The sequence below is a fragment of the Pseudoalteromonas denitrificans DSM 6059 genome (genome assembly GCF_900112265.1).
Classification (GTDB): domain Bacteria; phylum Pseudomonadota; class Gammaproteobacteria; order Enterobacterales; family Alteromonadaceae; genus Pseudoalteromonas; species Pseudoalteromonas denitrificans.
The window spans coordinates 53,071-73,106 of record NZ_FOLO01000026.1; the positions used below are offsets into that span (position 1 = coordinate 53,071).

The 20,036-nt window shown below is 35.1% G+C and carries 17 protein-coding genes; 2 read left to right on the top strand and 15 right to left on the bottom strand.

Translation table 11 applies throughout. The features are described 5' to 3' along the window. Nucleotides 1–441: 441 nt before the first annotated feature. Complete coding sequence (locus BM088_RS15510) at nucleotides 442–1,671, bottom strand: hypothetical protein (protein ID WP_091986146.1); 1,230 nt, start codon at nucleotides 1,669–1,671, stop codon at nucleotides 442–444. A gap of 263 nt (nucleotides 1,672–1,934) precedes the next feature. Here BM088_RS15510 and BM088_RS15515 point away from each other — a divergent pair, with 263 nt between their 5' ends. Beyond that, the gene (locus BM088_RS15515) at nucleotides 1,935–3,782 is read left to right on the top strand and encodes a TolB family protein (RefSeq protein WP_091986150.1); all 1,848 of its coding nucleotides are present in this window, start codon (nucleotides 1,935–1,937) and stop codon (nucleotides 3,780–3,782) included. 98 nt (nucleotides 3,783–3,880) lie between these two features. Here BM088_RS15515 and BM088_RS15520 read toward each other — a convergent pair whose 3' ends face one another. The 10 genes from BM088_RS15520 to BM088_RS15570 all read right to left on the bottom strand — a co-directional run bounded on the left by BM088_RS15520 (nucleotide 3,881) and on the right by BM088_RS15570 (nucleotide 15,279). Next, on the bottom strand, nucleotides 3,881–5,215 hold the full coding sequence (locus tag BM088_RS15520) for a hypothetical protein (RefSeq protein WP_091986154.1): 1,335 nt from the start codon (nucleotides 5,213–5,215) through the stop codon (nucleotides 3,881–3,883). Between the two features lie 389 nt (nucleotides 5,216–5,604). Then, nucleotides 5,605–6,807 carry a hypothetical protein gene (locus BM088_RS15525; protein WP_091986157.1) on the bottom strand — a complete coding sequence of 401 codons (1,203 nt, stop codon included), beginning with the start codon at nucleotides 6,805–6,807 and terminating at the stop codon, nucleotides 5,605–5,607. Nucleotide 6,808: 1 nt separating this feature from the next. Continuing rightward, nucleotides 6,809–7,606: an outer membrane lipoprotein-sorting protein gene (locus tag BM088_RS15530; protein ID WP_091986161.1), complete on the bottom strand. Its 798-nt coding sequence runs from the start codon at nucleotides 7,604–7,606 to the stop codon at nucleotides 6,809–6,811. A gap of 15 nt (nucleotides 7,607–7,621) precedes the next feature. Further along, complete coding sequence (locus tag BM088_RS15535) at nucleotides 7,622–9,976, bottom strand: efflux RND transporter permease subunit (RefSeq protein ID WP_091986164.1); 2,355 nt, start codon at nucleotides 9,974–9,976, stop codon at nucleotides 7,622–7,624. A gap of 93 nt (nucleotides 9,977–10,069) precedes the next feature. Further along, a complete protein-coding gene (locus tag BM088_RS15540; RefSeq protein ID WP_091986168.1) occupies nucleotides 10,070–10,822 on the bottom strand; it encodes a TetR/AcrR family transcriptional regulator in 753 nt (250 codons plus the stop codon). A 103-nt stretch (nucleotides 10,823–10,925) separates the two neighbouring features. Next, a complete protein-coding gene (locus BM088_RS15545) occupies nucleotides 10,926–12,221 on the bottom strand; it encodes a sensor histidine kinase (protein WP_245763838.1) in 1,296 nt (431 codons plus the stop codon). Nucleotides 12,222–12,294: 73 nt separating this feature from the next. Further along, on the bottom strand, nucleotides 12,295–12,960 hold the full coding sequence (locus BM088_RS15550) for a response regulator (RefSeq protein WP_091986176.1): 666 nt from the start codon (nucleotides 12,958–12,960) through the stop codon (nucleotides 12,295–12,297). Nucleotides 12,961–12,983: 23 nt separating this feature from the next. After that, nucleotides 12,984–13,376, bottom strand: coding sequence for a hypothetical protein (locus BM088_RS15555; RefSeq protein WP_091986180.1), 393 nt, complete (start codon nucleotides 13,374–13,376; stop codon nucleotides 12,984–12,986). A 246-nt stretch (nucleotides 13,377–13,622) separates the two neighbouring features. Then, nucleotides 13,623–14,375, bottom strand: a complete 753-nt coding sequence (locus BM088_RS15565) for a MipA/OmpV family protein (protein ID WP_091986187.1) — start codon at nucleotides 14,373–14,375, stop codon at nucleotides 13,623–13,625. A gap of 277 nt (nucleotides 14,376–14,652) precedes the next feature. Beyond that, entirely contained in the window at nucleotides 14,653–15,279 is a 627-nt protein-coding gene (locus tag BM088_RS15570; RefSeq protein ID WP_091986194.1) for an FMN-dependent NADH-azoreductase, read from the bottom strand. Between the two features lie 145 nt (nucleotides 15,280–15,424). Here BM088_RS15570 and BM088_RS15575 point away from each other — a divergent pair, with 145 nt between their 5' ends. Then, nucleotides 15,425–16,345 carry a LysR family transcriptional regulator gene (locus BM088_RS15575; protein WP_091986201.1) on the top strand — a complete coding sequence of 307 codons (921 nt, stop codon included), beginning with the start codon at nucleotides 15,425–15,427 and terminating at the stop codon, nucleotides 16,343–16,345. Between the two features lie 4 nt (nucleotides 16,346–16,349). On the opposite strand, the gene BM088_RS15580 is transcribed toward BM088_RS15575, so the two are convergent. From BM088_RS15580 to tnpA, 4 genes are all read right to left on the bottom strand, one after another. Next, entirely contained in the window at nucleotides 16,350–18,026 is a 1,677-nt protein-coding gene (locus BM088_RS15580) for a sensor domain-containing protein (RefSeq protein WP_091986207.1), read from the bottom strand. Further along, nucleotides 18,019–19,047, bottom strand: a complete 1,029-nt coding sequence (locus tag BM088_RS27035) for an ATP-binding protein (protein ID WP_143085092.1) — start codon at nucleotides 19,045–19,047, stop codon at nucleotides 18,019–18,021. Before BM088_RS27035 ends, BM088_RS15580 begins: the two co-directional genes overlap by 8 nt. Then, on the bottom strand, nucleotides 19,048–19,461 hold the full coding sequence (locus tag BM088_RS15590) for an STAS domain-containing protein (protein WP_245763839.1): 414 nt from the start codon (nucleotides 19,459–19,461) through the stop codon (nucleotides 19,048–19,050). Between the two features lie 292 nt (nucleotides 19,462–19,753). Further along, nucleotides 19,754–20,036, bottom strand: a 283-nt coding sequence (gene tnpA / locus BM088_RS15595; RefSeq protein ID WP_091986239.1) for an IS200/IS605 family transposase, incomplete at its 5' end; no start/stop codon positions are given.

Genomic DNA, 20,036 nt, shown 5'->3' on the forward strand with positions numbered 1-20,036 from the left:
TGGCCTTTAGGCTAACAATTTTAAAATTTGTTATACCTTGTAAGACTGCAGTCAATTACTCTAGGACCTACATCCTTGTAGACAAAGTCTTACCTACAAATTTATAGCTGTGGGTTGGCCTTTAGGCTAACAACTTTAAAATTTGTTATACCTTGTAAGGCTACAGGTAATTGCTCCTGCATTGCTCTAGTACCTACATCTTCGTAGGCAAAGCCTTACCTACAAATTTATAGCTGTGGCTTGGCCTTTAGGCTAACAATTTTAAAATTTGTTATACCTTGTAAGACTGCAGGCAATTGCTCTAATACTTACATCCTCGTAGGCAAAGTCTTACCTACAAATTTATAGCTGTGGCTTGGCCTTCAGGCTAACAACTTTAATATTCAGTTAAACCTCGTAAAATAAATTTCTAATACAACATTTTTTTATTGCCAACAAAACTTAAATACTTGATGTCTCAAGTGTTGTATCAGTAAACTGAATTTTTTCAATTGCTATTAATCTATTTAAGCCATCGCGATTATCTCGCATGTCTTCAACAATGACATTGCCGTTGTCGTTATTTATTTGGTACTCAGATGATGGTCCAGAGAATATCACTGTATTAATTGCAGCGTTACCTGTGATCCTGTTATTAAATTGGTTAACAATGACATTACTCTGTTTAACTCCTGTAAGAGTCACATCTTTAAGATATTGAGAATGATGTGTATAGGGTAATGATAAATTGAACGATAAACTAAAATCACCCATAAAATTTTCATCTATACGTGCGTTATAGGTCAAATAAGGATGAAAAAATTTATTATCCATAATTGCATAACCTTGTGGATCTTCAGTCACAATATCAGGTCGCATTTTTGCAACATACAATTCATTCATACCATGAGTTTGGCTTTGCCTATCAGCACCCCATAACCCATAATAAACATCGATTATTGCAGCTAAGTATTCTTGTGTTAGGCTATTTTCAGTCGTTAATTCAGCTATCCACTCGCTGGCATTTAAGCCCCATAAATTGCTTGATAAAGCATTAATTTGCGCAGCCCTGATTTCACCCTGAAACTCAGCTAATACGCCATCAAAACTTTCACTTTGATCAACCCCAATACCTGTGTCATGCACCATATGTAAAATTTCTTCAAAAGATGCATCTCGATGACTATAGTCTTGATTTATATACCAAGTATGACCTTCCACTTGCATCTCACCATAATATAAGGGTTGCCCTTCTAAATTTGATGCGGGATTAGTACCATCATCAATACCGTTAAGTAATAACAAGGTTGCATTGTTTTGTGCCATTTTATTTGCGATTGCGCTTTTATCAGCCCCATAAATAGAGCCAGGATAATCACTCAAATAATGCTGTAATATGGCACGAGACCTAACAATTTGATTCTCAGTAATGCCATCTTGAGCAATAATATGAATCGATCCGCCATTTGGTGTATCAACTTTAGTATAACGATCAAACTTTAATGCCCGGGTATAAATCGCTTTTAATGATTCTGGTACGGATGAAATACCCAAAGTATTTTTTGTTGGTATAGGCGCTATTACTTGGCTAGGTGAAACTATAGCAGCGCTTTCGCTAGTCTTACTACCACCGCAAGCGCTGATAAAACTCGCAACAAAAATTACACTCAATATCTTATTATCAATTCCCATAAATAAACGCTCATTATTTTACAAAGTGAGCTTAGTGTATAAAAACTTACCAATGGTGTTTGTAAGAGCCAGTAAGCACACAATCGTTAAGTGGTTAAATTAAGTGTTCAATCATTTAAATGAGTCAACAAATTACGCTAAGCAATTGAATTTAAATCATATAACCAGCTTACACTTGCTTACGTGAGCTTACCCGAAACATGGCGTTTTTCATTAATAATAAGTGCTCTATATAAAATGAATTAATCATGTTTGGAGAATTTATGAAGTTAACAAAAACGCATCCATTGTCAGCTAGCCTTTTTGCACTCTTTATGAGCGGTTGGCTTGCTGGGTGTAATAGTGATAGTAGTAGAACAACCGAAGAAGTGACGGCACCAACAACAGTGAAAAACAATGATTTATTGACAGTTTTCCCTCTGTATACACAAGTATTTAACATTCCCATACGTGGTACTTTGGGTACTTCAAAAGAAGCTATGCTTCACGCAGCTAATGTGATGGCACAATACCTAGATAATGATGAAAATGGCATAGCTGACAACCAAGCTGTAGTTGATAAAATGCTAGCTCAAGGTGCAACATTGTTAATGGCAAGCAATAGTGCAGCATTCGAGTCAGCTACAAAAAACCTCAAACCAAACGATGCATATCAAGATTTATTAGTTGATGAAATTAAGCCAGATGGTGCTGGATCTGGGGAGTTTGATGCAACATTAGAAGAAGTTTTACATTTAATTACCCACGTCGGCTATGCTGGTGTTTACCCTGAGATATTTGGTGAAAAATCCAACTCAGCTATAGCTGATGCCATGGATATAGCCCGTGGTGGACAATTTGAAAGTATGCCAGACAATTACCCTGAAAACGCCTGGTATAGCTACAAAGACAAAAGTTGCGATTATAGCTGCATGATAACTGAATATACTTATTGGTCGTTGACATCGATTCTTGGGGCACAAAATTTCACTGGTCGATTAGAAGAGATTAGTCATGAATGGACACTTAATACAAAAGAAAAAGTTGAAATGAAAGATCCAAGTGTTTATAGCATTTTAACTAATCCATCTTATGCACTTGCACGTGTTTTACCCAATGGAAAATATCATGCAACTAAATTTATGATTAATGGAGGCACTGGTACTAACACAGGAGGAAGCGACAGTGACCATGAAATATTGCAATCAGCCAGTGCGGCTAATACAGGTTATAAAATTGCCTATGGAGATACCTCAAAAATATGGATGATGAACCCAGATGGCACACAAGTGACCCAACTTGCCGATGGCGGACCAGTTTCAGGTTATGTTTCATGGGGCCCAGAGGCTAAATATGTCTATTTTTCGAGTGCTAAAGGTCCAGCACACAGTGCATGGGAAGCTTTTAGAGTCAATATTGAAACCAAAGAATTAGAGCAATTGTCTTTATTTGGTGAAGATGTACGCTCTCTTGCTGTATCTCCTGATGGTCGCTATCTCGCGATTTCAATAATGAATGGTAATTCAAATTTAGGCGATAACAATGATAACTTAACGCAATTTCACACCGATATATACATAATAGATATGTCATCCGCTGAAGATATTTGGTCACAAGGAAATCAAATAACAAAATCAGATATGACTGTCTTAGTCAGCTCACCTGCACAAGAGCAATTTTGGTATGAAGAACTAAACTGGAACCCTAAAATTTCATCCGATGATGGTTTACCTGTTTTGGCGTATAGCAAAACTTGGCGATATGATGAAGACGATATTTCCTATACCCATGTGTACACTATTAAAGCAAGCGGTATTGATAATAAACTCATTGCTGAAAATAAAGATCAACCTATTTTCGATTTTGAAGGTCAACGTCTCACTTTTCTTGATTTATCTTATTTTGATTTTTCAGAAAAAACAGTACGCCAATTATATGTTTCAGGCATAACACATGAAGTATCAGCGCCTGCGATCTCACCTGATGGTCACTTTATGATATTTGAAGTCGGTGATGAAAATCGAAAGTCAGGCATGGCGAGAGTAAGTGAAGAAACAAATAATGAAGGGGTTATTATCGGTGAACTCACAGTATATGAGCCACGCTGGTCACCAGTGCCAGTCAATCTATAAATAACCTGGGTGTATGGCAAACACAAAATAACTCTTTCAAATTTCGTTAAAAAAACACCTCCTCATATTAGGTGAGGTGTTTTTAAACAATTAAAACGCTAAGGTAATGATACTGTTACAGATGCTTGGGCTGGAACAAACCGACGAACTGAAATGCTTGATAATGCATCAAGCGTTTGCCAAATAACCATAAACTCTCCATTATCCAATGTACTTATCGCTGGAAACATATGTAAACCAACCGTTGAGTTAACATTAAATTCCTCATCAATAATTGAACCATTTTCATTATAAGATTTAGCAGAAACACCAAAAGTATCCGACACTTCAAAATAACTACTCCAGCTAATAACAAAATTTCCATTATTAAGTGTACTGATCACACACGCCATTGGAGAGCTAAGTGAACGTGTATTAACTAAAAATGCATCTCCATTAACTGAACCATTTGCTTTGAAACTTTGAGCAAAAACTTTAGACTCACTCCAATCCTCTTTATCCATTAACCAAGCAATAACAACCCCCCCATTATTTAAACTGCTAATAACAGGTGCCCTTGGTAACCACTGCGCGTTTGCCGATGCCACTTTAAAAACTGAACCATCAAGTGAACCATCAGTTTGATAACGTTGAGTATAAATACTATTGTTTTCACTCCACGCAAGTGCAAAACCACCATTATTTAAACCTATCGCTGTGGGAATTCCTTGACTGCCTCCTGTTGCTGAACTGATTTGAAACTCTGTACCATAAGCTAAGCCATCAGCTTTATAACGTTGGGCGAAAAGGCTATCATTATTTTCTGTATGGCTATACCAAGTAATAATCAAATCACCATTATTTAAACTTATAACAGAAGCGCTTCCTTGGTAACCTTCGGTGCTTGTATTTACCTGAAATTCATTTCCATCTGCTGTACCATCACTTTTATAGCGCTGAGCAAAAACGTCAGACTCATCAGTGCTTCGACGATATTTTGACCATGTAATAATAAAACCTCCATTACTGAGACTTGTGACACTTGGTGACCACTGCTCATCTGCTGTGTCCGAATTTACAAGAAACTCAAGTCCTTCTTTTGTGCCATCGGCTTTATAGCGCTGGGCAAAAATATCATGGTCATTGCCACCATGTGGCATGCCAACCCAAACAATAATATAACCACCATTCTTCAAACTGCTAACAACCCCTTCCTTTTGATGCATAGAAATTGAAGAATTAACTTGAAACTCAGGTCCTATCGGGATAGCCGCTTGAATAAAAACAGGGGCGCCCAGTAAAACCAGACTGACTAAGCTTTTCAGCTTTAACTTGCTCCAACAAACAAAACTTTCATTCAGCCTATTGAGAAAAAACCGAAGTTGAAACATATAATTACAAACAGATATAAATTTTTGAGATAATTTATTTGATAACAGGTTACTAAATAACATATAGGTTTCCATCCATTTTGCTAATTAATATTAATCTAACTGCTTCTTTTAAAATAGATTATGAATACGGATTAAAGTGGCGATGCCACAACATTTCATCCGTTGCAAATGATTGCCGTTTTCATTTAGCAACAATAGTGCCTGTTATTTTGGTTGAAATATAAACGACTGATGAATGTGTTAAATTATTTTAAATAACATGTATTGAATATGTATACCGAAGATATATACGGCAAAAATATGCCGCATAAAACTAAACGCATAAAAAGAGGCAAAGTACTGCCTTTGAAAAAAGGGCTAGCCAAAATTTTAAAATAAAAAAGCGACTCTATTTTTAAATGAGAGTCGCTTTTTTATATGCTAACTTCTATGTCTATTTGATTATAAAATTAAAAATACCACTCAAAAGATAACTGAACATGATCATCATTTCTAATTGCATACGTTTGTTCTATTAAGTCTGAGCTTTGAAATAGTCTCACATCAATGCTTGCCTTAAAGCTATCACCTAATCGACGATTTGCTTCAATGATAAAACTCGTTGCACTGTGATCTAAGTCGGTGCTAAAACCCATTAAAAATTCACTGCTTTGCATATCATTAAATGCAATGCGGCTACCAAAAAACACATCATTTTGAAAACCGGCACCAGGATCAATTAAGTCACCTTCTCCGCGAGAGTCCCAGCTATATTCCATTAATAAACCTAAGTCAGCAATGGTATCAAATACACCAACAAAACTATATTCAAATCCTGCTTGAATTGCCCAAAAATTGCCATCATTGGTATTTCGATAAATAGACTCAAACTTATATAGCCAGTCATCAATTGTTGCCTGCACATCAAGGCCAAGTTGATCCATTTGATTATAATATTGTTTTAAAACAAACTTATCACCGTCTTGATCTGGAGTTAATATTGGCTCCCTATTCGTACCATGAAACCAGTTAGCCCCTAAATCAAAATCACCAATAGAGTGGCTCCAACGCATTGCAAAATCTAAGTGCTGTTCTTTTGCACTAGACTCATAACTTACATTATTTTCATCTACTACAATCGGCGCTCTGAGTCTGCCATTTTCACCTGCAAAAGTTCGCTCTCTAAAGCCTGGTAATAAATATAAATCTACTATGCCCCAATCTTTAACTAATGATAGATTAAGCATTAGTTGCCCTAATTTATCTTCGCCGTCCGTATCTTCTACACCATCGGTTTGATTAATCACATCAACTAAATGTTGAAATTCAGTTACACCCCAAAACTCTTTTCGAATGCCCGTTCTAAGTTCCCAATCCTCCCCTGCATGTATATAAGAAAGCTCTCTGATATCGCCATGGGTTCTTTCATCATCTTGAGAGTCAATACGATAAAAAGGCTTAAAGATAACGGTATCATTACCGTCATTCCAACCCCAATATAACTCAGGCTCTGCCAAAATAGACGTTTGAGAGTGACGCAATTGCTCTGTATATAATGCTGAATCAAAAAAATATCTTTGCTCTACAGCAAGCTTTCCTGACACTTCAAATTCAGCAGAAGTAGCACCAAAGGATAGCAGCAAAATCATTGCTGCTAAATTTTTCAGTAACATATTATCTCACTCGTTTTAATGAATTACGATTAAAGTCACCCGCTTTCAAGCCTGTTTTAAAAGCATAGTTATTCCATTTTAGTTCTGTACTTTTACCATTTTGATGATTAAGCATATTTTGGCTATTAGCACGCCAGTATTTACCTAAATATTGTTTATAATCCACATAAGTAAGGGTTTTTAATAAAGCACTTTTTCTATCGTAAAACTCAATTTTTTGCACGCGATATTCATTTTTATCAAGCCATACAATACGTTTAGTATATCCAGAGTTTTCATCTACAGGATATTGCTCTACCTTAAAAGACTCAAGATTATTGACCTTTTCATCGCCTAAATATTTGTATGAGTACTTTTTAATTTCAAATGAACTTAAGTCTTCAAAAGCAAATTCCGACCCCATAAATGGGCCTGATTTATTTCGTGAAGAAATACGTTTAACGCGTTTAAGCGCAGGTAAATATAGCCATTGATCATCTGCATCAACCGGATGTGAAAAACTCAAAAATGCAGTGCCTTTAACATCTTTTGGTTTATTAAAAATGGTTAAACTTTTATCACCGTCATCATCAATTTCAAGAGACTTAATTTTTATTTCACGAATGCTCTCCTGTCCTTGCTTATTGCGTAGAAGCATTAGCATATCGGCAGTACTATCAACCCAACCTAAATCTCTTTGTTTTGCTTCTTTTGATATTTCCAAACCTTGTTGTTCAGGTGTTAACGCAAAAGACATATTCGACATCAAAGCTAACGCAACCGCCGACAAAGTACTTATTAACATTTTTTTCTTTAACATTTCATTCTCCAATTCTTAATTTTGACCAGCTGAAACCATATTAGCGTTATCATCTTCACCTGTTGTATTTTTACTCTTTGACTTTTTAGTCAGAGACTTGTCTATCGCCATCAATAATGGTGGTAAAAATAAGAAATCAACGACTAAGGCAATAAATATCGTCATGGCAGTTAGGAAGCCCATATCTGCATTCATTTTAAATGATGATTGTGCCAATACAGTAAACCCTGCCACTAATACAAATGTTGTGACCCATAAGGCACGCCCTACATTACCAAACGCATAGTGCACGGCTTGTTTTGTATCTGCATTATTTTCTCTTTTTGCATGTAAATATTTACTTAAAAAGTGCACCGTATCATCAACAACAATGCCTAATGTCATGCCTATCACAACAGACAAACCTAACCCTACCTGACCTTCGTATAATCCCCATACACCAAAAGCGACAGCGGCAGGAACTAAGTTAGGCAATAAGCTTATGGCACCATAACGCCAGCTTTTTAATGCAAATCCTAATAAAATTGAAATTAAGATCAGAGCAAAGGTAGTTCCTATTAACATGCTCACAATATTTCGTTGACCTATATGGGCAAACATTAAGCTTGGGCTTGCCAAATCAACACTGTATTGTGGTGCATTTTGTTTAAACCAGGCATTCATATCAGTTTCAACATCAATTAACTGACTACTGGTCATATTTTTAAAAGTCGCAACAATTCTTGAAGATGATTTATCTACATCTAATTGGTTATTTAAATCTAAGCCGTAAGGTAATGACATTTCATACAATAATAAATATTGTGCCGACATTTCTTGTGAGTCAGGTAATTTATACCAACTTGGGTCATCACCATGCATGTTTTTATTTAGACGTTTTAACGTATCCGTGATTGTATTTACATGATCTGTTTCAGGGCGCGAACGTAACCAATCACTAAAGTCTGATACTGTATTTAAATATTTTGGATTATTAATCCCACTTGGAATTCCTGTTTTTACTGAAATTTCAACAACCATCATGCCCGATAAATTATCTTGCATAAAATCAGTGGCAACACGATATGGTACTCTTTCATCAAAATATTTTACAAAGTCATCATTCAATTCATTGTTAGGAATAAAAGCCGCAGCTGCAATAATTAAAATACTGGTGACAGGCAGCAATAGTTTGCGCTTATTTATTACAAAGTTAGCAAGTTTAGTCATGCTATCTTTGCTTCCCTCTTTTTGAACTCTTACTTTTATAGGTAATACTGTAAGCAAAGCAGGAAAAATTGTTACTGCAAACACAAAAGCAAGCATCACACCTATCGCAACTAAGTTTCCTAAGTCCCTAAAAGGAGGGGAGTCAGAAAAGTTCATGCTTAAAAAGCCAACAGCCGTTGTTATACTGGTTAAAAATATAGGTTGTAGATTTAACTTAATACTCTTTGCAATGGCCGTTTTTTTATCCGCACCGTGGCGCATTTCATAAAACATAGAAGTTAAAATGTGAATACAATCGGCCACAGCTAAAGTCATAATCATAGTGGGTGCCGATGATGAAGGCCCCGTTAAGAAAAAACCTAACCAGCCTGCAAGCCCCATAGTCGTGGCTATGCTCATAATAATTACTAACACAGTAGCAACAGTACCTGTAATCGTTCTAAGCAATAAACCTATGGTTACGATCACAACTAAGAACATGAGTGGTATCAAAGTTGAGCCATCACTCATTGATGCTTCACCAAACGAGGTGTTCATCATCACCATGCCCGACAAATAAATTTCAGTATCAGGGTTTTCATCAATAAATTTTTGTTTAATAGCACGTACACTCGTTGCAACTTCTGGCACTTCTACAATTGGGTCTATACCAGGTAATTGCACTGTCACATTCACAACTGAAACATGGCCCGAATTTGAAATGATTTTATTCACCAATAAAGGTTCATTAATCGCTATTTGTTTAATTTTATCTAAATCTGATTGCGTTAAATTTTTGGTTTTCATAACCAAATCTTCAACTATCATGTCGTCTTCTTCGGCATAGGTATATTGGAAATTAGTAATAGAGTCTACGCGTGTAGAATAAGGTACTTGCCAACTTTGTTTGGTCAAAGATTTTAATGCTGCTAAGTGCTCAGCCGTAAAAACATTGCCATCTTTTGGCACAACAACAAAAGAGACATTATCACTTTTATTATAAACTTTTTGCATAGACTCAAATGCAGTGAGTTGCGGGTTTTCTTCACTGAAAAATACCCTGTAATCATTTTTAAAAACCAGTTTTTGGGCCCCAGATGCGGCCACAAAAGCAAACGCAATACATACTAGTATTACCCATATAGGATGTTTGCCCACAAACCCATAAAGTTTATCTCTCATTACTTCCCCCGTTATGACGAATCGTCACTTTACATTTTAAAAAATACGGCTTTGCTTTATAACAAAACCGTATATTCTGTACATAGTTATAGACTAAAAATTTAAATCTCGACCTTTTTCATGCATTAATAATAGCTCTTTTGGAAAAACCTGCTCTAGGGCTTTCTTAAGTGCTGATGCATAATCTTTTTCATGTGTTAAAGGCTGCCATTTCATGCCATCAAACAATAAATTATTTTGATTAAACAACTCTCTTTCAACAATTAATGCCGTTCTGCCACTGCATTGTTCAACTTCGCCTGATAGCAAAATAATTGTGCCATAGGCCATAGACCAGTTCGCAAAACATAATTGCTGAATATCCATATGTTCAGGTATATTTAAGCTTTTATCAGTTAAAGCACCTTCAACTATGCCATGTATGGCACCTAACAATTTAAATTCGAGCTGCTCTTGTTCCTGAAGTCTTTTTTCACTTGATTTGCCAGACACATTGGGGCTTTTAGCGCATACAACAGTTTGAAATAATGCGGGATGTAAAATAGCGTATATAAGATAAGAAAAATTAAGTAAAAGCATACGCTCTCTAGTACAACCCTGAAATTGAGAAGCACGCCAAAATAAATCGGAAAGAATAGACACTGCATAATTACTAATCGCTAATAATAAGTCTTCTTTGCCATCAAAATGTTTATATACTGTACCTTTAGAATAAGACACTTTGCCAACAACTTTATCCATCGTCAGGTGCTCAACACCCTGCTCTTGTATTAAAACAACAGCGGCATTAATAATATCTTGCTCTCTGGCTTGTAAAGCCTGTTCATCTAAAATTCTTGGGGTCATACTTTAAAGTGACGATCTGTCGGTGACGTTTCGTCAATAATAGATTATGTATCATATTTGTCAAATGTTTATTTATGAATATGCCTATTTTCAAAGTAAGTCTTTAAAAATGATCTGATTCTTGTGAAAATTTAATTTCAAATAAAGTCCCTCCTAATTGAGGGCTTGTATCAATTCTAATTGATGCATCATAATGACTTAAAGTCTCTTTAATTATTGCCATTCCCAAGCCACTACCAGAACGATCAGATTGATTTTTTCTCCAAAATCGCTCAAATACTTTACTGCGCAGATGTTCAGGAATACCTTCACCTGAATCTTCTATCGTTAGTATTAAATCCGCCAGAGTGACTTTCACTTGAGCATTTGATGGGCTATGCTTGATTGCATTTTCAATAATATTTTTAATTACAACCGTTAATTCCCCCTCATCGGCTTTTGCTAATAAGTGATCGCCAGTTACGTCTAACGCAAACTCTTGTTTTTTTGCTATTGCTGCTGGCGCAAGGTGTGAACAGACATTTTTTGTCACATCATTTAAATTAACCGACGCTTTCCTCTTAACCTCCATATTTTGCGCTCGAGAAAGATCCAATAGTTGCTCTACAATTCTTGAGATAAAGTGCACATCTAAAATAAGGTTATCTTTTTCCATTGATGCTGGAAATTTTAACTCCAAGCGATTCAATAGTATGGTTAATGGCGTACGCAGCTCATGCGCTGCGTTAGCAATAAACCTTTTTTGCTGCGAAAAACTCTCTTCAACACGCTCAAGAGCATCATTGAGTGATGACACTACGGGTATAAATTCTTGAGGAACGCTTTCAAGTGAAATACGTTTTTTGAGAGCATCAGGCTTTATCATTTCTATTTGCTGCGTCAGTGATTTAGCAGGTTTTATAATCAGCTTAATTGCCAGCACACTCATTACTAAAAAAACAAAAAATGCCGCAGTAATAATACCAATCGCCACATTAACAATTGCAGGCTCAATTCCTTCATTTGCAAAATCAGCTATGAGATCATTTCGTGCTATATCAAGAAAGTATGCTTTACCCTCAAATTGAATTTCTTCCCTATATAAGCTCATATTACTCTCATCTAACCTTGAGTGTTGTATTGGTATGTCTAACGAAACCCCCTTAAATAAATAGCCCTCTGTATTGTTAGGCACAGAATACAAAACAACATGGTTGTTTTTCTTGTGCACAAGCCTATACCCAAAATTTGAATAAAGCGCGTCAAACCCCCACCTAAGCTTTAACTCAGAATCGTCTTGTTTAACTTTGTTACCTTCAATATAAAAAGTGTCGGCCATTGACTCAGCTAAAGCACTCATACTATTTTTGAGAATTAAATCCGCAAAAATATGAGAGTAAGACAAGAACATAAACAACATAATGCCAAATACCAAACCGCCTATGCCAACAAAATAAAACAGCAGTTTGGCAGCTATTGAATTGGGTTTAATCTTACTTAAAGAGATAGCCAACTCCTCGAATAGTCGTAATTATTGAATTAGAACCAGCTTCTTCAAGCTTTTTTCTTACTCGATGAACTGCGACTTGCAATGCATTTTCTGTAATTGACTCTCCATCTTGATATGCGATATCTTCTAACGACTCCTTAGATACAGTAAAGCCAACATTCCACATAAAGTGCTCTAAAATTGAGAATTCCGTTTTACCTAAAACAACATTTTTGTCATTGACTATAACAGCTTTTGAAATGGTATCTAATTTCACATTTTTATTGCTCAACTCAGTGTTAGACAGTGATGTGGGTCTTCTAAGTAATGCTCGCAACCGGGCAACGAGTTCATCAATAACAAATGGTTTTATTAAATAGTCGTCTGCGCCATAATTTAAGCCTTCGATTCTATCTTGAACTCCTCCACGAGCGGTGAGAATGAGAACTGGAACCACATTGCCATCTCTTCGTAAACTTTTGAGCACATCAATACCATCAATATCTGGCAAGCCTAAATCTAAAACGATGGCTGCATAACTAGACTCTTGTAGGTAAAACTTCATTTCACCAGCACTGCGTGCTATATCTGATAAAAAGCCTTCGAGAGAAAGAGCCTCTTGGATAAATTCCGCAAGCTCTCCATTGTCTTCTGTAATGAGTATTCTCATTAATCTACCCTCTTATTTTTTCTTCATTTAATGTTAGTTTCAAAATTTAGAATGGCTCTTAAACCAATGAGCTTAGGCTCAATGTTATCGACCTCTAATGTAATATCATAAAGCCTGACACCGTCAATAGTTGGAAAAATTTTCAACAACAATACCTTTAATTTCAAGTGACAATGAAGGTACAAGCATACTAAACTGGTCACGTAAACTGACTTGAATCGCGTGTCTTTCAGGCAACAAAAAGCTGACTTTTTGTTTCTTTCCAATAATGCTTTATCTAACGACAGTTGAGCAATAAATTTATTCAAACGCGTCTTTGCCTGTGTTGATTCCTCAGCAAAAACAGGTAAATACACTTGTGCAATTACATCTCCTTTTGCTAAGATTTGTTCTTCTTTTACATTAAGTGATACCACTTTACTGATTCAAAAATAGTTTCGTTGTAAGGCTCTCTCCCCTTAATCACCTAGTGAAAGCGCAATATGTCGATATGGAGTCTCTTTACTATTGGCTGAGACTCAAGTACAAATTCTTGATGAGTTATATCCGTTTTCTTACTGGAATTTATCTTTGAAACTTTACTGTCAGCATTACATGCTGACAGGAGTCTTTCGGCCAAAACGACAGAGTATTTCTTGATATTCACGTTAATCATAGAGCCTTTAAAAAGCATAAACATACCCTAGAATTATGTTAGCTCCACCAGATCCTGAAACTAACGGACTGTTCTTAATGTCACTACCGAATGATCGATAAGATAAATTTGATATAAAGCTATGGTGCTTTCCTGCTTGCCAACGCATTCTCAAACCTATTTCTCCATTTACTGTATCTTCACCTACATATGCCTGTCTATTACTTAGGGACTCATGGTCTTCGACACCATAATAATAATTGACAAAATTGTCACTAAAATGAGAAATTTTTGCATATGGCTCGATTATTACAGAATCGAAAAAGTATGGCCTTGAATAAGTTAAACTGGCTTCATAACCTTCATGTTTATTTGTAACGTCATTAACAAATTCAAATGATATGCCACCTAAATTACTGCTATAGCCGACAGAGAATCCTAATTCAAATGCTCCTGAGCGTTTGTCCATTCCATTGAAAATATCACCATCTTCAGCTTCGTAGCCGTCAAACCTATATTGTCCAAGTAATGAAAGTTTCAAAGCCCCAAAATCTGGTATTGTATATTTACCTAGTGTGTACTCAAATTGTGGACCATTTATACTAAAATTCTCTGATTCATAAGAAGTAATAGGGATAACAGTTGTTTTGGTATTGACGCCTGCATACCCTTGTTTATCTGCCATTGCACCTATGCCTAGCCCCCATTGACTTTCATCAGCCGATACTTCACCCGCTAGCAACATACATAACGGTGCTTTTAATAGATAAGTTAATTTCATGATCTCTTCTCGTCAATAATAATAAATTGATCACGACTTTATTACAGTAAACTTTCCTGAATCTTACAGCATTCAAAATTGGTTCACGCAATATGTAAGATTCAGGAAAGACAATTTAATATAAACTGAGTATTACGTTTTATTACAACGGCTGCTTATGCCTAAGTTAAAATAGCAGAGGGTACAATTGACGTTTCGTTAGACGTGAATTATGTATCATATTTATTTTGTGAATATGCTCTGTTCAGCCAATAACAGAGCACATTTTTTATATCAATTAAGCAACATAGGTATTCATTAATTTTTGGATTTGTTGTTGTGCATGTTTTTGTGCTTGTAAGGGGCCTTCTTTACCTTGTGCCACCCCATAGGCTGTAATTACTTGAACCTCATCCAGCCCTATAAAACTTAAAACCTTTTTTAAGTAAGGGGTTTGAAAATCAGCAACTTTAGATTCTGCTGAACTAAAATCCCCTCCAGCACTGGCGATTATAATAGCTTGTTTGTTAGTTAATAACCCTTCAGGGCCGTTTGTTCCATATTGAAAAGTTAATCCAAATCGACAAATTTGATCTAAATAATTTTTCAGTAAACTTGTGATCCCAAAATTATGCATTGGTGAAGCTAAAACAATCATGTCAGCCTTTTTTAATTCATCAATATATTCTAAAGATGGTTTAGCGATTTCGACTTGATGAGCTGTAAGAGCGTGAGGATCACCATAAAAGCTACCTAATATTTCACTATTGTATACAGGCGCTGGTGTATTCGCTAAATTTCTAATCGTAAATTGATATTTGTTGTCGCTATCACACATTGTTGCCATTAAATAATTAGCAACTTGATTAGATATTGAAGCTTCACCTGCAGGGCTTGATTTTATTATAAGTACATTTTTAACCATTTTAATTCTCTATTATTAAATGAGTTGATGTCTTTATTATTAAAGAAACGATAAATGAGAAAAATATACTTTAAGACAATTGATATTTGTCATTATGGCAATAATAATGTGATTATTATTAGTTTTTATATAAGAAATCATTCTATTGGATAAGTTAAAAGCAATAAATTACTTTAAACGTGTTGTTGAATTACAAAGTTTTACAGCAGCAGCCAATGAATTTAATGTGCCAGCATCTTCAATATCTCGTCGTATTAAAGATTTAGAAACGCAATTAGGCATAGAGTTGGTTGAGCGAAGTACTCGTAATGTTAAAGTCAGTGGTTTAGGCAGACTATATTATCAACGTATTACAGAAGTGATTGATAAGTTAAATTCAGCCGATGCTTTGGTGTCACAAAACCTTTCAAGACCAAGTGGTAAATTGAGGATAAGTGCTCCCCCAGGACTTGCTGAAGTATTATTGATCCCTATTTTTGAATCATTCAGAAAACAATATCCAGAAATTTTATTAGATTTAGATTTTAGTGATCAGCTCGTTATGTTTGGTAAAGATGAGGTCGATATTGCTATTCGGGGTGCCCCTTTAAAAGACGAACGACTGATAGCAAAAAAGTTATCTAGTGATCCTTATCAACTTTGGGGGGCTAAGAACTTGGTTGCAAGGTTACACAGTCAATTTAAAACAGATACTTTAACTGCTAAACAGTTAGAAGAATGCCCAGCTTTAATGTTTCGAACGAGTAATGGTTTTTCTCCTTGGTTTATTAAAACAACTAAATGGGAAAAATTATCAATGCGTCCGACTTTTATATGCAATAGTCGAACAGCTTTAATGGATGCATTAAAAAATGAAGAAGGTCTGTTAATTTCACCTAAATGGCTACTTCCAAAAGAGTTGTCCACTCAAATTTACGCAGTAAATACTCAAGGGGTAATTTCAGCTAGTCAACAAGAGAATATGGAAGTTCATTTATTATACCAACAAAGCAAAATACAGCTCCCAAGTATTCGTGTTTGTGTGGACTTTATACAAAATGAAGTTGTTAAATATCTTAAGGTATAATTTTTTATTTTAATTTTTTTGAAATTGCACAGCTTTTTATTTTCTTGTTTTCAGCAGGTAATATACTTGGTTTATCTATAAAGTATCCTTGGGCATAATCAACTCCGATTTCTTTTAATTTTAGATAAATTTCTTTATTTTCAACAAATTCAGCGATCGTTTTTAAGTTCATTGCATGGCCAACTTCATTAATAGATTTAACCATAGCGTAGGAGGCGGGGTCATTTACAATTTCTTTTACAAATGAACCATCAATTTTTAAGAAATCAATATTTAAGTTTTTTAAATACGAAAATGAAGATAAGCCAGAGCCAAAGTCATCTAAAGAAAACTGAAAACCTTTGCTTTTAAGTTTATTTATTAAATATAAACAATTATCTATATTTTGTATCGCGGCTGTTTCTGTTATTTCAAAAGTAATGTTGGCAGCTTTTATTTGATAAATTTTCTGTAAAGACTCAATGTAAGATGCCAATGAAGAATCTGAAGTAGATAAACCTGAAAGGTTTATTGAATAGCATAAATTTTTATCTATTTGCGTAAATGCACATTCGATCACCCAGCGATCGATTTGAGGCATGAGATCATACCTTTCAGCCGGAGGAATAAATATACCCGGTGCAGTATAAGTACCATCTTCATTTAATAAACGAATTAAAATTTCAAAGTGTTTTACTGTTTGATTCTCTTTTAAACTGGAGATTTCTTGAATAAATAAACGAAATTGATTTTGTTGCAACGCTTTTGTTATTTTTGGTAACCAAGCGACTTGTTGTTTGTGTTGCTGATATTCTTGGGCATTAACAGAGGCGACATGAATTTGATTTCTACCATTATTCTTAGCTATTTGGCAGGCATTATCAGCTGAATTAATAATATTACTGAGTCTGTCATTTTCTTTATTGATGCAAGAGATACCTGCCGACATACCAATTTTAAAAGAATTATCATCATAAATAAAAACCATTTCATCTATTGCTTTTCGCATTGATTCCGCTATTTTTTCAGCCATTTGTAATGGACAATCGGCTAATAAAATAGCAAATTCATCACCTCCGATCCTAGCGACAATATCTCTTTCTCTAATATGGCTTAAAAATATAATTGCCACTCGCTTTAAAACTTCATCACCTGCAGCATGGCCTGCAATATCATTAATTGGCTTAAACCTATCTAAATCAATAAAAATAACAGCACCCGGTAAATTGTGCTCTACAGCTTTATATATGTAAGTTTCGACACAATCTTCAAAGTCTTGTCTATTACCTAAATTTGTTAAACTATCGTGGGAAGCTTGGTATCTAAGCTGCTTTTCTAATTTAGCCTGCGTTGTTATATCTTCAATAATGACTAACGCGCCATTAAATAACTCTCTTATTTTAATATTTACGGTATATATACCAAAATCAATATTATTAATATTTGCATCAAACCTTGCTCCAGATTTTATTAAAGACTGAAATTCGCTCACGATACTCGGATAATTTACAAAAGCATCTTTATATTGACTATCAATTAAATCCTCAGGGTTACTATTTTCAAAACCTAATAACTTAATGGCATCTGAATTTATGATCCCCACCTCATGATTTACAGAAAAAGTAACAATACCAAAAGGTGCATTGCCAATGATCCCTGTTAAATACTTTCTAAGATGGGTTGTATCGGAATAATCATTCATGTGACTTTACGACTATAATAGTTGCATCATTATTTGTGACTGCATGCGTATCAAATATTTTTTCTGCATGTTTTGTTGCACTATATAACTGATGCTGATTATGATTGAGATTTGTCGATTTAATACCATCAGAAAACATCATAAAACAAAAGGGCTGGGTTAAAGGCATTTTAGTAACAGGTAAGGTTTTGGGGAAAAGTTTACCTAATCTCCCATTTATTCGAGTACAAGTTGAAGTTGTATCAGGTGCATTAATCTGACTTATATTTACCTCACCTAAAATAATATATTGGCTTTCCTGTTTCGTGATCCGCAAAAGTGCAATATAAGTACCTTCAATAAAGTTATGTTCATTCAATAACATATTCGCAAGCTTTAAAAGTTCATCTAAAGGGAGTGTATATTGTGTTTTTAATAACGTTTGAAGCAATGCATTTACCTTTGTAACATTTGGCTCTGTTTCATGGCAATCAAACAATGCGAACAGTACGTTTTCGCCATGATATTGTATTATATGATATCCATCTCTATTGAAATATTTACCCACTTCAGAATAAGAAACTGTGCCAAAATCAATATCACTTTCGTTAATAGGGAGGTAGACGATTAAACATATGTTAGTACCAAATTTACTCGTATTGACATACATTTCATCAACCGCACGATTTGCAGCATCAAACCCTAACCCTAAACTATTATGGCTGCTAAAGCCTGGTGTTTTCGCTAAATCAACATCATCAATACCAGTGCCTTCATCATTTATTTTAATAATCAAACCTTTTTTATTAGGTGTTTGATTAATTAAAATGCTGGCATTACAGGCATAGCGAATCGCATTTATCATCATTTCTGACGCAGCTAAGGCGATTAAATTTGCTTTTAAAAGCGTGAACCCAAATTCTAATGACGCTGCTTTTACTTGCGTAGAAATATTATAAGCATCAACATCTGAATATAGAGTCGTTTTGGTGATAACTGGGTTATTTGTATTGGGTAAGTCAGGCGTGCCATAAGATAACAACTAACTTATCTCATCAGATGAAACTATCAATTTATTCGTTAATTCTAAGCTTTTTTTGAGCGCTGATTTTAAATCTCGCACTGTGATGTAATAACCTAAATTAACACCCGCTGTGACCATCGTTTTAGCCAGTTGGGCTGAAATACCACAAAATATAGGTGTTACACCCACGAGTTTTAATACATCGCCAAGCTTTACCAGATGACCCGCCACTGAAGAGTCAATTGCTTCTACATTTCCCAAATCAATAATCACTAAGCTAATTTGTTTTCTATCAGCTAAGTCGGTTATTTTTTCGAGAATAATTCCCATTCGAGAGGAGTCTAATGAACCAAATAAACCCGAGTAAATGCACTCTTGGGTTATTTCCGTTGCAACCATAGGAACTTCTCCTCCTATTTGCTTTCGGCTCAATGCTACTTTTGAGATGCCATACATTCATCCTTGTTTTATTTTTAACTAAAGAATAGATTATAGGAACGCATAAACAAGTTTTAATGTAATTTAAATGTCTTTACAGCTAAAACATTTTTTATTACAAAACATTGATGTATCAACTAAATAGATATTTAAGCATCATTAGTACTTTTAGGCAGCTCACGACTTCATCTCACTTCTTCTCACTTCACAACGGCAATCAAATTGACTTAATACTGTCATTAAAAAATCACACAAGTATAAAAGAATCGGCCGCAAGCGACCGAGTTTAAAAGAGTCCCAGCTGACTTCCGTGAACTTCTTTTTTATCTAATTCAATCAATTGGTTTTGCACATATTTACGAATAGTATCTTCTGTTGCATTTCCTATTGTTTCAACAAAATAACTTTGAGTCCAAAGTTTCCCACCCCAGAAATAACGTCTTTTAATATCTGGATATAATTTGAAAAACTCTCTGGCTGAAATACTTTTTATCACCTGCATGATTTGACTAGGTGACATTTTTGGTTCACTTCTTACGACCATATGAATATGATCTTCTGGTATTTCT

What these genes read in the sequence shown, in the direction of transcription:
- BM088_RS15565 (WP_091986187.1), bottom strand. Translation starts at nt 14,375, where the DNA reads ATGAAATTAACTTATCTATTAAAAGCACCGTTATGTATGTTGCTAGCG.
- BM088_RS15515 (WP_091986150.1), top strand. Translation starts at nt 1,935, where the DNA reads ATGAAGTTAACAAAAACGCATCCATTGTCAGCTAGCCTTTTTGCACTC.
- BM088_RS15580 (WP_091986207.1), bottom strand. Translation starts at nt 18,026, where the DNA reads ATGAATGATTATTCCGATACAACCCATCTTAGAAAGTATTTAACAGGG.
- BM088_RS15550 (WP_091986176.1), bottom strand. Translation starts at nt 12,960, where the DNA reads ATGAGAATACTCATTACAGAAGACAATGGAGAGCTTGCGGAATTTATC.
- BM088_RS15530 (WP_091986161.1), bottom strand. Translation starts at nt 7,606, where the DNA reads ATGTTAAAGAAAAAAATGTTAATAAGTACTTTGTCGGCGGTTGCGTTA.
- BM088_RS15535 (WP_091986164.1), bottom strand. Translation starts at nt 9,976, where the DNA reads ATGAGAGATAAACTTTATGGGTTTGTGGGCAAACATCCTATATGGGTA.
- BM088_RS15545 (WP_245763838.1), bottom strand. Translation starts at nt 12,221, where the DNA reads ATGTTGTTTATGTTCTTGTCTTACTCTCATATTTTTGCGGATTTAATT.
- BM088_RS15540 (WP_091986168.1), bottom strand. Translation starts at nt 10,822, where the DNA reads ATGACCCCAAGAATTTTAGATGAACAGGCTTTACAAGCCAGAGAGCAA.
- BM088_RS15570 (WP_091986194.1), bottom strand. Translation starts at nt 15,279, where the DNA reads ATGGTTAAAAATGTACTTATAATAAAATCAAGCCCTGCAGGTGAAGCT.
- BM088_RS15520 (WP_091986154.1), bottom strand. Translation starts at nt 5,215, where the DNA reads ATGTTATTTAGTAACCTGTTATCAAATAAATTATCTCAAAAATTTATA.
- BM088_RS15525 (WP_091986157.1), bottom strand. Translation starts at nt 6,807, where the DNA reads ATGTTACTGAAAAATTTAGCAGCAATGATTTTGCTGCTATCCTTTGGT.
- BM088_RS15510 (WP_091986146.1), bottom strand. Translation starts at nt 1,671, where the DNA reads ATGGGAATTGATAATAAGATATTGAGTGTAATTTTTGTTGCGAGTTTT.